The organism is Mesorhizobium sp. ISC11, from assembly GCF_037162595.1.
Classification (GTDB): Bacteria; Pseudomonadota; Alphaproteobacteria; order Rhizobiales; family Rhizobiaceae; genus Mesorhizobium; species Mesorhizobium ciceri.
Window position 1 is genome coordinate 3,160,688 of record NZ_JAVSPW010000001.1, and the last position, 13,601, is coordinate 3,174,288.

Annotated in this window: 15 protein-coding genes; 5 read left to right on the top strand and 10 right to left on the bottom strand. The window is 64.9% G+C overall.

Annotated features, from left to right (window positions below; genetic code table 11):
• Positions 1-19: 19 nt before the first annotated feature.
• From RPF88_RS15675 to RPF88_RS15700, 6 genes are read right to left on the bottom strand one after another with little or no spacing between them, the layout of a single operon-like run.
• Entirely contained in the window at positions 20-1,279 is a 1,260-nt protein-coding gene (locus RPF88_RS15675) for an ABC transporter substrate-binding protein (RefSeq protein ID WP_013532975.1), read from the bottom strand.
• Positions 1,280-1,327: 48 nt separating this feature from the next.
• The gene (locus tag RPF88_RS15680) at positions 1,328-1,756 is read right to left on the bottom strand and encodes a DUF4440 domain-containing protein (protein WP_063167570.1); all 429 of its coding nucleotides are present in this window, start codon (positions 1,754-1,756) and stop codon (positions 1,328-1,330) included.
• Positions 1,753-2,808, bottom strand: coding sequence for an aldo/keto reductase (locus RPF88_RS15685; RefSeq protein WP_063167569.1), 1,056 nt, complete (start codon positions 2,806-2,808; stop codon positions 1,753-1,755). The genes RPF88_RS15680 and RPF88_RS15685 overlap by 4 nt, the downstream gene beginning before the upstream one ends.
• Complete coding sequence (locus tag RPF88_RS15690) at positions 2,805-3,158, bottom strand: TIGR04076 family protein (protein ID WP_013532978.1); 354 nt, start codon at positions 3,156-3,158, stop codon at positions 2,805-2,807. Before RPF88_RS15690 ends, RPF88_RS15685 begins: the two co-directional genes overlap by 4 nt.
• Position 3,159: 1 nt before the next feature.
• The gene (locus RPF88_RS15695; protein ID WP_013532979.1) at positions 3,160-3,642 is read right to left on the bottom strand and encodes a DUF3830 family protein; all 483 of its coding nucleotides are present in this window, start codon (positions 3,640-3,642) and stop codon (positions 3,160-3,162) included.
• Positions 3,639-4,373 (bottom strand): GntR family transcriptional regulator, encoded by a 735-nt coding sequence (locus RPF88_RS15700; RefSeq protein ID WP_082826661.1) that lies wholly within the window; start codon positions 4,371-4,373, stop codon positions 3,639-3,641. The genes RPF88_RS15695 and RPF88_RS15700 overlap by 4 nt, the downstream gene beginning before the upstream one ends.
• A 126-nt stretch (positions 4,374-4,499) precedes the next feature.
• On the opposite strand from RPF88_RS15700, the gene RPF88_RS15705 reads away from it, so the two are divergent.
• The 5 genes from RPF88_RS15705 to RPF88_RS15725 are packed head-to-tail and all read left to right on the top strand — an operon-like array spanning position 4,500 to position 9,229.
• Positions 4,500-5,297 carry an ABC transporter ATP-binding protein gene (locus tag RPF88_RS15705; protein WP_337122669.1) on the top strand — a complete coding sequence of 266 codons (798 nt, stop codon included), beginning with the start codon at positions 4,500-4,502 and terminating at the stop codon, positions 5,295-5,297.
• Complete coding sequence (locus tag RPF88_RS15710) at positions 5,294-6,043, top strand: branched-chain amino acid ABC transporter ATP-binding protein (RefSeq protein WP_063167567.1); 750 nt, start codon at positions 5,294-5,296, stop codon at positions 6,041-6,043. The genes RPF88_RS15705 and RPF88_RS15710 overlap by 4 nt, the downstream gene beginning before the upstream one ends.
• The gene (locus tag RPF88_RS15715; RefSeq protein WP_063167566.1) at positions 6,040-6,948 is read left to right on the top strand and encodes a branched-chain amino acid ABC transporter permease; all 909 of its coding nucleotides are present in this window, start codon (positions 6,040-6,042) and stop codon (positions 6,946-6,948) included. The genes RPF88_RS15710 and RPF88_RS15715 overlap by 4 nt, the downstream gene beginning before the upstream one ends.
• Entirely contained in the window at positions 6,945-7,928 is a 984-nt protein-coding gene (locus tag RPF88_RS15720; RefSeq protein WP_027163899.1) for a branched-chain amino acid ABC transporter permease, read from the top strand. The genes RPF88_RS15715 and RPF88_RS15720 overlap by 4 nt, the downstream gene beginning before the upstream one ends.
• Entirely contained in the window at positions 7,925-9,229 is a 1,305-nt protein-coding gene (locus RPF88_RS15725) for an NAD(P)/FAD-dependent oxidoreductase (protein ID WP_063171574.1), read from the top strand. The genes RPF88_RS15720 and RPF88_RS15725 overlap by 4 nt, the downstream gene beginning before the upstream one ends.
• Here the strand turns inward: RPF88_RS15725 and RPF88_RS15730 are convergent.
• Genes RPF88_RS15730 through RPF88_RS15745 form a run of 4 tightly spaced genes read right to left on the bottom strand, consistent with a single transcriptional unit; the run spans position 9,226 to position 13,572 of the window.
• Positions 9,226-9,894: a GntR family transcriptional regulator gene (locus RPF88_RS15730; protein ID WP_024502527.1), complete on the bottom strand. Its 669-nt coding sequence runs from the start codon at positions 9,892-9,894 to the stop codon at positions 9,226-9,228. The two genes, RPF88_RS15725 and RPF88_RS15730, sit on opposite strands and share 4 nt — an antisense overlap.
• A 16-nt stretch (positions 9,895-9,910) precedes the next feature.
• Positions 9,911-11,221: an aspartate aminotransferase family protein gene (locus tag RPF88_RS15735; protein ID WP_063167564.1), complete on the bottom strand. Its 1,311-nt coding sequence runs from the start codon at positions 11,219-11,221 to the stop codon at positions 9,911-9,913.
• Complete coding sequence (locus RPF88_RS15740) at positions 11,222-12,280, bottom strand: phosphotransferase (RefSeq protein ID WP_063167563.1); 1,059 nt, start codon at positions 12,278-12,280, stop codon at positions 11,222-11,224.
• A complete protein-coding gene (locus RPF88_RS15745) occupies positions 12,277-13,572 on the bottom strand; it encodes an ArgE/DapE family deacylase (RefSeq protein ID WP_337122670.1) in 1,296 nt (431 codons plus the stop codon). Before RPF88_RS15745 ends, RPF88_RS15740 begins: the two co-directional genes overlap by 4 nt.
• Positions 13,573-13,601 lie beyond the last annotated feature (29 nt).

Consider the following 13,601-nt stretch of genomic DNA (forward strand, 5'->3'; position numbering starts at 1 on the left):
GGACCAAACGGAATGATGCTTACTGAAGCTTGGCCTGCAAGGCGTTGACATCGTCGGTGGTCATTTCACCGTCCGTCGCTACCTTGCCGTCGACGATCTTCCACAGCCGGAACGGGCCTGTGATGTCGCCATATTTATCGAAGGCGACCGGGCCGATGACGCCTTCGTAGCGGATCGGCTTGCCGTCCTTGATCAGGCCGAGCGCCTTGGCGAACTCTTCCTTGCCAGCAAAGATCGGCGTGCCGGCCGGATCGACCGCCTTGTACATCGCGTCCTTGATCTTGGCCGGGTCCTCAGAGCCGGCAATGGCGATGGCGAGGCCAACAATCGCGCCGGCGTCATAGGAACGGTCGGCTGCCGGATTGGTCGGTTCGATGCCGGAGAATTCCTTATAGTTCTTGGTGAAATACTCCGTCGAGGCCGTCGGGCTGGTGCCGGACGACGTGCCGTAAGCTTCCTTCAGATAATCGGCGCCGACGGATTCGATGAAGTCCGGGCTGTTCATGCCGTCATTGAGCAGGAATTTCTGCACGCCGCCCTGCGAGATCCAGGTGCGGGCGACCGTGGCGCCGTCGACCGGTGTGCTGACGAGGTAGAGACCGTCCGGTTCACCGGCCATTGCCGCGGTGACTTCGGAGGCATAGCTCGACTGCTTTTCATTGTAAGGCGTGTCGGAGACGATGGTGCCGCCGAGCGCTTTGTAGGCACGCGAGAATTCGGCCACCATGTTGACGCCGAAATCGTTGTTGACGTGGATGATCGACAGCTTCTTGAAACCCTTGTCGATGGCATATTTGGCGGCGGCGACACCCTGTAGCGCATCGGAGGTGATGGTGCGGAAGAAGATGCCGTTGGTCTTGCCGTCGCGGCCGAGCGCGGTGAGCGTCGGCGAGGACGATGCCGGGGAGACCTGGACGATCTTGGCCGGTGCCGTGACCGATGTCAGGATTGGGATCGACACCGAAGAAATGATGCCGCCGATGATCACAGGCACTTTCTTGACCTGCACAAGCTGAGTGGCGGCGTCGACCGCGATGTTGCCCTGGCTCTGGCTGTCGCGCGTGTCGGTGACGAGATCGCAGCCGCGCACTCCGCCGGCTCCGTTGATGTCGCGGAAGGCCATCTCGACCGACTTGGCGCCGGCCTGGCCGTATTCACCGGCCGGGCCGGTCAGCTCCATGACGAGGCCGACGGTGATCTTGCAGTCGGCGGCCTGAGCAGCACCCGCCATCGTGACGAGGGCCAGCGCTGTGGTGAGTTGGAGTATCGTCTTTGTCATTGTTGTTCCCCTTTCGTTACTCGACTGTATTTGAACTCTGGAGCTTGTTCAGCGTTCCGGCACCTGCAGCCAGGTTTCATGCAGATGTCGCCATTCGACGCCGTTGGGCGCCGATGAACTGGTGGTGAAGACGGCGCTCGATTGACGGCGGCTGTGCTTGCCTGCGCGCAGCTGCGCTTCGACATAGAGGACGACGATAATATCCGCGTCCTGCCAGCCGGGCCGGATGTCCTCGATCGAAATGGCGAAACCATCGTCGCAGGAAGCACGGCTTGCGCGGACATGGTCGACGACCGCTTCGCGATCGAGGATCTGCCCGTCCGGCGCCACCATGCTGAGGTCCTTGCCCATGGCGCGTTCGAAGCGGCCGAAGTCCACCGTGTTGGCTCGCGCGGCGACGAACCAGTCGACGAAGAAGCGGTGCAGGTCGATGATTTCGGCGCTGGCGCGTGAAAACAGGGAGGGTTCGCCGCTCATTTCTTCCCCGCATTGAGGTTGTAATGCATGATCGAACCGTGGCGGCCGCGGCGGTCGCGCTCCAGCGTGTAGACGTCACCTTCGAGGCCGGTGCCTTGCGCGATGACGGCCGCAATCCGCTCCCGGTCCTCGGCGTCGAGCGCAACGTCCATGATTTTCGCATTGGCGATGGCGTGGGCCTGGTTGCGGGCGCCGACGATGACCGCCGCCACTTGCGGCTGCTCCAGCACCCAGGCGCTGGCGATGGTGGCGACGTCAACGCCGTGGCGGTCGCCAACGGCCTTCAGCGCCTGCAGCAGGTGCTGGAACAGCTCCCAGCCGCCAAAATCATCGATGATCAGCTTGTACTTGACCAGCGAGCGGTTTTCGAGCGGCGTGGCGGGCTCGGCCGCACCGAGCCATTTGTTGCTGAGGAAGCCGCCGGCAACTGAGCCATAGCAGAGGAAGCTGACGCCGTTCTGTTTTGCGAGCGCGGCCAGGCTGTTGCCCGGGCGCTGGTCGAGCACGGAATATTGCAGTTGCTGGCTGACCAGTGGGATGCCGGCAGCGAGTATCTCGGCGAGCCTTGGCGTGTCGAAATTGGTGGTGCCGAGATTGCGCACCTTGCCCTCCAACCGAAGCTCGTTGAGCCAGCCCATGGCATCGACATAGCGCGGCTGTTCATAGTCCCACCAATGGAACTGCACGAGATCGAGCCGCTCGGTCTTCAGCCGCCGCAATGACTGGTCGACGATGCGCCTGATGTAGTCGCGGCTGATACTGGCCAGCCGTTCGAGGTCGGGCACCAGCTTGGTGTGCACCTTCATCCGGGCCGCGACGTCGAGGCCGCGCTCGCTGGCCAGCTGCAGGCGCGCGGCACCGATCAGCTCCTCGACGCCGGTGTAGATGTCGGCGCAATCATAGGTCCAGATGCCGGCATCGAAAGTGGCGATCAGATCGGCCACCGCCTGGCTGCGATCAATGGCGCCGTGGCCGCCAGCCAGCTGCCAGCCGCCGCGAATGACGCGCGAGATGGTGTAGCCGGGGCCGAGTTCGAAGGTCTTGGCGGTCATCTAAGGTCATCCTCTTTCGGCAGCGGCACCGCCGTCGTCTCGGCGTGGCTGAACCGCCGCTTGGCGGCCCTGACGATCCGCAGCCGGCTGCCGCAATTGGGATCGGGACAAGCGATCTCGGCGTCCGAGGTCATCCAGTCGTTCGGGTGGGTTGGGCGCTGCTTGGCTGCCAGCAGCGGCAACACGGCGGCGATCGAATAGATCGAAAAACCCTGCCCTGCCGGCATCGACAGCATCTCGCCCTTGAGCTCGAAATAGTCGCCTTCCTTGGCGCCGCAATAGATAGGTTTGTCCTTGGGGATGATCGCCTCGACGCGAAGGTCGAACAGCTCGAAACCGTCGTCGGCCATGTCAGGCCTCCATCAGGCTGAAGGTGACATCGCAGGCGCCGTTGCGGCGGATGACACCGCACGCGGCGGCGAACCGGTCACGCTCTTCGACGCGCACCTGCGCCACCACACTGCCGGCCAGCCAGCCTATCGGGAACAAGAGCCGCGCGCCCTGCCCGTAGTAGAGGCCAATGTCGAAGATCGCATTGGGATTGCCGCCCCACATGCGTGGCGGCACGTAGGACAGTACGATGTCGCCCGGCTGCGGGTTCAGCGTCGCGTTCTCGGCCGGCAACGGTTTTGCATAGGCCTGGCCCTCGAGGTCGGCTGATGGAACCGGACAGGAAATCTCAGGCCCCGTCCACATCGCATGGATGCCCGGAACAACGCGTGGCGTGCCGAGGTAGGCCAAGAGGAAGGCAGCGTTTTCCGGCGCCTTCTCGGGCAGCAGCAATGCCGTTACGGAAAGCTGCGAGCGCGGCTCGGTGATCCTGATGGCGGTCATGTCTGGTCTTTCACGGCGGCGGCCTGCAGCTTGCTGCGCAGGAAGGTGAAGGGTCGGCTGATGTCGGCGACCAGCGACTCGCGCGCCGCCTGCGCATCCTGCGTGGACAGCGCCGTGACGATGCGGCGGTGATATTGGGCGGTGTCGACCTCGCCGGCTTCCGAGAAGGCGTAGATGGCGACACGAATGCAGGGACCCGATTGCAGCCACAGGCTCTCGATCATCGGGATCAGCACGGCCGAACCGCAGGAGCGGTAGATCTCGAAATGAAAGCTCTGGTTGAGCGTCACTTCGCGGTCGACGTCCTTCTTGTGTTTCAAAGCCCGCATCTCGTCCCATTCGGCGAGGATGGTTTCGATGGTGGCGATCTGGCGCGGACCCATGCGGGCGGCGGCCAGCGCGATCGCCTCGCCCTCGATCAGGATGCGAGCCCGCAGGAGATCGTCGAGGCGTTCCAGCGTGATCGGCGGCACGCGCACCGAACGGTTGGGCAGCGCCTCCAGCGCCTTTTCCGTGATCAGCCGGCCGAGCGCCTCGCGCACCGGCATGGTCGAGGTGACCAAGGCGTCAGCCAGGCCACGGATGGTCAGCACCTGGCTCGGTTCGAACAGGCCGCCAATCAGGGCGCGGCGCAGCTCGGAATACACGCGGTCCTGCACGGTCTCGCGGCCGACCGGCGCAAGCTGGGCCGCGATCACCTCGTTGTTCTTTTCGATGGCAGCCTTTTGCATGGAATTCCGTTCGTGGCCGGTTTTCGGCTTGCGGAGGAAATTAAAGCCGAATAGCGTGATCAACGCAAGTGTGATCACAAATCATAATCAGGAGGCGGCAGCGATCGTCTTCGGCCAGAGGGTTTGATGAGCGAGGCAACCAAACGGCAAGGGGAAATCCGCGCGCCGGTTCTGACGGCAAGGAATGTCGTCAGGCGGTTCGGCGGCCTTGTCGCGGTCAACGACGTCTCGTTTAACGTCAAAGCGGGCGAAATCCTCGGCCTCATCGGCCCCAACGGCGCCGGCAAGACGACGATGTTCGACCTGCTTGCCGGCAGCATATTGCCGACCAGCGGCGAAATCCTTCTCAACGGCACGAGCGTCTCGGGCGAAGCCGCACATCTGCGTATCGGCCGTGGCCTTGGCCGCACGTTTCAGATCCCGCGCCCGCTGCCCAACCTGACGCTGATCGAAAACATCATGCTGGCGGCGCAGGGTCAGGCCGGCGAAAAGCTGCTTGCCAATTTCGTCACGCCATGGCGCGTCGCCGCGCAGGAAAGGGCCGCCAGGACAAAGGCGCTTGAACTGCTGGAACTGGTCGCCCTCGCCCATCTCGCGCATGAGCCGGCGCGCGTGCTTTCCGGCGGTCAGCGCAAGCTGCTCGAACTCGCCCGCGTGATGATGGCCGATCCGGCGATCATCTTGCTCGACGAACCGGCGGCCGGCGTCAACGCGACGCTGCTCGAAGTCATCATCGACCGCATCCGCGACATCAATGCGCGCGGTATCACCTTCCTGCTGATCGAGCATAATATCGACATGGTGACGCGGCTCTGCCATCGCGTCCTCGTCATGGCGAGCGGCCAGTTGCTCAGCGAAGGCACGGCCGAAGAGGTCGCTCGCGACCCGCGCGTCATCGAGGCCTATCTCGGAGGCGCAGCATGAGCGAGATCGTTCTCGATGTCCGCGACCTCGAAGCCGGCTACGAGCCCGGCGTGCCGATCGTGCGCGGCGCCTCGATCACCGTCGCCAAGGGCGAGATCGTCGTGGTGCTCGGCCCCAACGGCGCCGGCAAGTCTAGCTTCATCAAGGCCATCGCCGGCCTCGTCCCGATCACCGGCGGCACAGTATTTCTGGACGGGAAGGACATCACTGCCGCGCCGGCCCACACCATGGTGCGCCTCGGGCTGGCCTTCGTGCCGCAGACCGAAAACATCTTCCCACTGATGTCGGTCGAGGACAATCTCAGAGTTGCTTGCGGCATCCTTGAGCGGCGCGAGATTCCTGCGCGCACCGAGGAGATGTATGCCGCCTTCCCCGATCTCGTCCGCCAGCGCCGCACCGCCGCCGGCAACCTCTCGGGCGGACAACGGCAGATGCTCGCCGTTGCGCGGGCGCTGATCGTCCACCCCAAGGTGCTGGTGCTAGACGAGCCGTCGGCCGGCCTGTCGCCGAAATTCGTCTCGATGGTGTTCGAGATGCTGGCAAACATCCGCAAGTCCGGCGTCACCATCCTGCTCGTCGAACAGAATGCCAAGGCAGCGCTCGCCATCGGCGACCGCGCCTATGTGCTGGTCGAAGGCAAAGACCGGCACGAGGGCATTGCCTCCGAGCTGTGGAACGATCCGGTGGTCGCCGAACTCTATCTCGGCCAGCGCCCCCGCAAGTCCGGCACAGGAGGTGGGGCATGAGCTTGCAATTTGTCGTCGACGGATTGCTGACGGGTTCGATGATCGGCCTGGGCGCCATCGGCGTGACGCTTACCTATTCGATCCTGCGCTTCTCGAACTTTGCCCATGGCGACTTCATGGCCTGGGGCACCTATGCGACGCTGGCCGTCGTCAGCGCCATCGGCGCGACAGTCGGCAAGGTGGCACCGATCGCACCGCTGTCCTTCGGCTGGCCGCTGATTGTCGCGCTGGTCGTCGGCATGGCGTTCACCGCTTTGCTGGCGCTGCTGCTCGACAAGGTGCTGTTTTCGCGGCTGCGCTCGCAAGGCCAGGCGATCATCGTGGTGATGGCGAGCTTCGGTGCCTCGATGGCGCTGAGAAGCCTGCTCGAATTCACCTTCACCTCGCGGCCGACCTATTTCAGCCGGGCGATCCAGATCGCCATGCCGGTCGGCTTCGGCATCCGCATCACATCAGACCAGATCGCGCTTTTGCTGCTGACCGCGGTGCTGGTGCTCGCCGTGCATCTGTTGATGACGCGCACGCAGACCGGCCGCTCGATGCAGGCCCTGAGCCAGAACTCGGCACTGGCCCGCATCGTCGGCATCGACGTCGCCAGCGTGGTGCGCGTCACCTGGGTCATCGGCGGGGCGCTGGCCTGCGTGGCCGGCGTGATGATCGGCATCCTGGTGCAGATCCGCCCGTTCATGGGCTTCGACATGCTATTGCCGATGTTTGCCGCCGCCATTCTCGGCGGCATCGGCAGCATCCCCGGCGCCGTGCTCGGCGGCCTGATCATCGGGCTCGCCGAGGCCGGTGCCGTGCAGCTGATCGGCGCCGAATGGCGCGCCGCCGTCTCCTTCATCATCCTGATGGCGGTGCTGTTCGTGCGGCCGATCGGCCTGTTTGGTGTGAGGGAACGCTGATGGATCTGATCGGCTACGGCGCCTTCTTCCTGACCACCGCGCTGATCTTTTCGCTGGTCACGCTGGGGCTCAATTTGCAGTGGGGCCTGACCGGCCTGTTCAATGTCGGCCTTGCCGGCTTCGTCGCCATCGGCGCCTACACCTCGGCATTGCTGACCACTCCCGACGACGCCGCGCGGCTGGGTGGCCTTGGCCTGCCGATCGTTGTCGGCTGGGCGGGCGCCATGGTCGTCGGCGGCATTGCCGCGGCGTTAACTGGCATGGCGACGCTGCGGCTCAGGTCCGACTATCTGGCGATCACCACCTTCGGCGTCGCCGTCGTCGTGCAACTGGTCGCGCTCAACGCGCAGAAACTGACCGGCGGCCCGTTCGGCATCGGCTTCATCCCGCGCCCCTTCGGCAGCCTTGCCGAGACGCCGCTGCTGTTCAACCTGTCGAACCTTGCCGTGGTCGCGGCGGTGACTCTGGTCGCCTATCTCGCTTTGGAACATCTGTCGCGCAGCCCGTGGGGCCGCGTGCTGAAGGCGCTACGCGAGGATGAGCGGGCGGCGATCTCGCTTGGCAAGAGCGCGCGTTTCTATCGCGTCCAGGCCTTCGCCGTGGGCGGCGCCATCATGGCACTGGCCGGCGCATTGCAGGCGCATTTCACCGGCTTCATCGCGCCGGACAATTATTTGCCGATCCTGACCTTCCAGGTCTGGGTGATGCTGATCGTGGGCGGCTCGGGCAGCAATCTCGGCGCCGTCATCGGCAGCATCCTGGTCTGGGCGATATGGGCTGGGTCGGGCACGCTGACCAGCATCCTGTTCCCGCCGGAACAGCAGGCTCGTGCCGCCGCGCTGCAGATCGCCGCCATCGGCGTCATGCTCTGCGTTATCCTGCTGGTCCGGCCGAACGGGCTGTTCGGCGACAGGCCACGGCGGCCTTGGCTCGGCAAGCGGACGAAGGTGACTACGGCCAAAAGCGTTTCCCCGTCATGAATGCCGCGGTTCGGCAGGAAGCGCATGGCGCTTCACTCTGGCTTGCCGTCAGCCGCGACCGCCGCGAACGGCCGGCGCTGCAGGGTAAGCTCGATGTCGACCTGGCCATTGTCGGCGGCGGCTTTTCGGGCCTTTCAACCGCGCTGCACGCCGCCGGCAAAGGCCTTTCCGTCGCCGTTCTCGAAGCCGAATTCATCGCCTGGGGCGCAACCGGCAGGAATGCTGGCTTCGTCGTGCCGAACTTCGCCAAGATGGACCCGGCCGACATACTGGCCCATCTCGGACCATCGCGTGGCGAAAGGCTGATCGATTTCGCCGCCGGCAGCGCCGACCTGGTTTTCCGCCTGATCCGGCAGCACGGCATCGACTGCGACGCCGTGCAGAACGGATGGATCCAGCCGGCGCATTCGCCTGCCGCCTTTGAAAAAGTCAAGTCACGTGCCGGGCAGTGGGCACAGCGTGGCCGGCCGGCAGTCACATTGGATCGGCAGGAAGTCGAAGCCCTGACAGGCGTGCCAGGCTATGTCGGCGGCTGGATGGACCGTTCCGGCGGCGTGCTCAATCCGGTCGCCTATGCGCGCGGATTGGCCGATGCGGCGGAGAAGGCCGGCGCAAAGATCTTCGAGCAGACGCGCGTCACCTCGGTTGATCGCATAGCCGATGGCTGGATGCTGAAAATGCCCTCTGGCTCGGTACGCGCGGGCAAGGTGCTGATCGCCACCAACGCCTATGGCTGGTCCCTCAATCCGTCGTTGCAGCGAACCTACTTCCCGCTGAAAGTCTTCCAGATCGCGACAGCGCCGCTACCTCGTGAAGTGCGCAACCGATTGCTTCCCGGCGGGCAAGGTGTCGGTGACACCAGACGCAATCTGTTCACCTTCCGCTTCGACGCCGAAAACCGGCTGATCAGCGGCGGCATGCATATCCTTGGCGCCGGTGCGGATACGCGCGTACCGCAGACGATCTGGCGAAGGCTCGGCCGGCATCTCGGTCTGCCCGACCTGCCGCCGCTTGCCTACAGCTGGTCGGGAATGGCAGCGGTCGAACCGGATTTCCTGCCGCACCTGATCGACCTCGGTCCGGGACTGATCGCCGGTCGCGCCTGCAACGGGCGCGGCATCGCCATGACGACGGCGATGGGCAAGGTTCTGGCCGACTGGGCCGCCGGCACCGACGCCCGCGACCTGCCGCTGCCCTTCGCGCCGCCGGCGCCAATACCGTTCCACGCCGTGCTGCGGCACGCGCCCAACATGCTGCTCGGCTGGAGCATGCTGCGCGACCGGCTGGACGGGACGAGCTAGGCCGACGGCTCCCTGGCAGCGTCAAGGTTTGCAGACAGCACAGCGGCCGCCACGGCGATGTCCTCTTCTATGAAAATCCGCACAGTGGGACCGCTGCGCTGCTCCAGTGCGGCGACGATCTTGCGATGCGCGTCGTTGGACTGCGGGATGTAGCGATCGGCCTGCATCAGCAGCTTGAGATAAGGCCCGACCCGCCCCCAGAGGTCGCGGATCATGTTCAAAAGGATCGGCGCGCCAGCATGCTGGTAGATGGCGAAGTGGAACGCCTCGTTCAATGAGAGATAGGCCCTGGCGTCGCCGGCCTCAATGGCACGCTGCATGCCGGCGAGCGTCGCCTGGATGTCAGCCAGCCCGCTTTCGCTCATCCTGGTCGCCGCCATCTCGCCCGCCAGTCCCTCGACGGCGATGCGGATGCGCGTCAGCTCCTCGAAGGCAGGCGCGGACAGCAACGGCACGATGACCGAGCGGTTGTTCTGCATCTCGAGCAGCCGCTCGGCGACAAGCCTCTGCAGCGCCTCGCGGATCGGTGTCGTCGAGATGCCGAACGTCTCGGCGAGCTTGCGGATGACCAGCGCCTGGCCCGGGCTGAAGCCGCCGGAAATCAGCTCCTGCTTGAGCGCGCCATAGGCGCGGTCATTCAGGGTCTGATGTTCGAGCTTCAGCATGCGCGGGCCGCTCCGATCACCAGTTCGACAGAGCGCGATCGAGCGTCTCGGCCAGTTGCTCGGCATTGTCCCTGGCAAAGGGCAGTGGCGGCCTGATCTTCAGCACATTGCCGCGCGGACCGCAGGACGAGATCAGCACGCCGTCCTCGCGCATGGCTTCGACGACCGCCGATGTCTTGGTGGCGGCCAGAGCCTCGTCGCCGTCCGCCGTCAGCTCGACGCCGAAATAGAGGCCGTTGTGCCTGACATCAGCGACCGCGCCGTGCCGGCCCTGCAGGGCGCGCAGCAGTTCACTCGTATAGGCGCCGACATTGCGCGCATTCTCGATCAGCCCCTCGCCTTCGATGACATCGAGAACGGCGAGGCCGACAGCGGCCGCGACCGGGTTGCCGCCGAAGGTGTTGAAGTAGCCGGTGTTCGAACCGAAGGAGGCGACAAGCTGCGGCCGCACGAGCACGGCGCCCATCGGGTGCCCATCGCCGATCGGCTTGCCCATCGAGACGATGTCAGGCTCGATGCCATAGTTTGCGAAGCCCCACATGCCCTGGCCAAGCCGGCCGAAGCCGGACTGGACCTCATCGGCGATGACGATGCCGCCGGCCTTTTTGACGTGATCCGCCGCTTCGCGCATCACCGCCGCATCGGGAAAGAAGATGCCGTCGCTGGAAAAGGCGGAGTCGAGAAGCAGCGCCGCCGGCTTGATGCCTTTTGCTCGCATGTCCTCTATGGCAGCGGCGACATTTCCGGCGAAATCATGCGCGGCCCGGCCATGGTCGCGGAACGTGTCCGGCGCTGCCACCGTGCGGTGGTGCGCTGGTACCCCCTTTGCCCCGACCGCCGCCGGCGACAGTTGCGCCGTCGCTATGGTGGCGCCGTGATAGGCGAAATCGGTGATGATCACCCCGGTGCCGCCGCTGGAATGCTGGGCAATGCGGATGGCAAGGTCGTTCGCCTCGCTGCCGGTGCAGGTGAACATCGCGTGGCCGAGATGGGCCGGAACGGTGCCGAGAAGCTTTTCCGCGTAATCGAGGATGATCTCGCTGAGATAGCGTGTGTGGGTGTTGAGCGTTGCGGCCTGCCCGGACAGTGCCTCGACGACGCGCGGATGGCAGTGGCCGACCGAGGCGACGTTGTTGTAGGCGTCGAGGAACTTGCGGCCCTGGGCATCGTAGAGCCACACACCGCTGCCGCGCACCAGATGAATAGGGTTGCGGTAGAAGGCGCGGTAGGTCGGCCCGAGCAGCCTGGCGCGGCGTTCGAGCAGCGCGCGCTCCGATGCAGCCGCGTCGGCATTTGCGGGATACGGCGAGGACTGGGGCACGAGCATCTACTCCGGATTGGAATGGTCGAGAAAATAGCGGCGGGCATCGGTGGACGACAGACCATCAAGCTTTTCAAGCGAAGCCCAGACCTCGGTGGCGAGGCGCAGCACGTAGTCGCGCTTGGCCGGGAAACGCTCGGCCTGCCAACTGGCGATGTTGACGATGAGCGCAAGTCGGGCACGGATCAGATCGAAGAGAATGCCAATCTCTTCCTCCTCCAGTGGTTGGAGCGACTGATAACCTGCGACAAAGCGCGCTGCCGGTGCCAGCGGATGGCCTTCCGCCGGCCAGCGGTAGACGGCGCCGATGGCGAGGTCGCAGATCAGCGGCGAATGGATCATGTCGCCGAAATCGAGAATGCCGCTCACGACCTCCGGCCGCGAAGCATCCATCACCACATTGTAGGAATTCATGTCGTTGTGGACGATCTGCGCGCGCAGGCTCGGGATGACCGGCGCAGCATGCTCCTCGAAGGAGTCGATCGCGCGCTCGACCATCGCCCGCCGACTCGGATCAGTGATGTGCGCCATCATCGGCCGTGTCTTGGCGACCTTGCGGATGTCCCAGAGCAGGTCGTTGCCGGCGGCCGGATGGAAGAAGCCGCGCAGCGCCCGGCTGAGGCGGGCGAGGAAGATGCCCAGATTGCGATCCTGCGCCTCGGAAGTCGGCGAGCGCGACAGCAACTGACCGGACAGATAGGTCACCAGCCGGATAATGCGCGGCGCCGATCCAGCGACGCTGACCGCGAACTGCGCTTCATCCTCGATGCTTTTGCGCACCGAGGGAACCGGCAAGGTGGGGTCGACCGCAAGGATGTGGTCGAGCGCCTTGTTCTGGAAGTCGGTGAAGCCAGCTTCTTCCGCCGGATGGGAGATCTTCAGGACGAACTCGCCCTCGCCGTCGGTCTGAATATGGAAATTGTGGTCGCGTTCGCCAGGCAGCGGACGCGCGGTGCCGGTCAGCCCGTAGTGCCGGCGCAGGATGGCGAGGGCGTCGGCCGTGGAGACACCCGGTGCGTCCTCGGCGAGTGTTTCGCCGAACGCATCGGGCACCGCCGCATTCATGGCTTAGCCTCGATAGGTTCGAGGCCACACCAGTCGGCGATGAACAGCGCGATCGTCTGGGTGACCTTGCGCACCGAGTCGAGATCGACGGCCTCGTCATAGCCATGCGGCATGCGGCAGATCGGGCCGTAGACGATCGCCGGCGTGTCGGCATAGAGGCCGAAGAAACGTGCATCGGTGGTCGCCGAGGTGACGTGTTCCGTCAGCGGCTCGCCCCACACGGCGGTATGGCTGCGGCGCAGCACCGCTTCCATCTCGTCGGCGCCCTCCAGCACATAGCCCTCGGCCATGAAGCCATTGTAGGTCATCTTGGGTGGTCGGTTGGCCAGGAACGGATCGGCGCGCGCCGCATCGGCAATGCAGGCCTCGAGCTCGGCCCTGGCGTCTTCGAGCCTCTGGCCGGGATAGGTGGCGACGCGCATCTCGAAGACACAGCGCGCCGGAACGCTCGATGTCCACTCGCCGCCTTCGATCTTGCCGAGGTTGAAGCGGATCGGATGCGGGTGATCATGGAAATGCGGATCATCGACCTTGCGCGCGTTCCAGACGATTTCGAGCTGCTTCAGCGCCTGGATGATGACGAAGGCTTTTTCAATGGCATTGGCGCCGGCCGAAAATGCACCCGACGCATGCTGCGGATCGCCGTCGACCTCGACCCTGAACCAGATCGGCCCGACCTGCGCCCGCATCAGCCGCGGCTCCAGCGGCTCGGGAATGAAGGCGGCGTCGGCGCGGTAGCCGCGCTGCAGGCATGCAAGCGCGCCATTGCCGGTGCATTCCTCCTCGACCACCGACTGGAGATACACGTTCGCGGCCGGCTGATAGCCAAGGCTACGCAAGGCGCTCAGCGCATAGAGGCAGGCGGACAGGCCGGCCTTCATGTCGCCGGCGCCGCGGCCATGCATCCAGCCATCCTCGATCGCCGGATCGTAGGGATCGCGGACCCAGCGGTCGAGCGGTCCGGTCGGAACGACATCGATATGGCCGTTGAGGATCAGCGAGCGGCCGGTCGCGTTTCGCGGCGTGTGGGTAGCAACGACGTTGAAGGCATCGTCGTAAGAGACCGCCACGGGGGAAAAACCCGGCAGGTCGCGAATCACGTCGACATCGACGCGCCACATGTCGACCGCGTAGCCATCCGCCTCGTAGGCGGCGGCCATAAACGACTGCGCGGGGTGTTCCTCGCCACGTTGGGAGGGAAAGCGCACGAGGTCTTGCAGAAACGCGACCTGTCGGGCGAAGCCATCATCGACTGCGCTCAGAATGGCCTCATCCGCAATCCGCTCAGGCATCATATTTCACTTTCATCTGGATGGTGTAT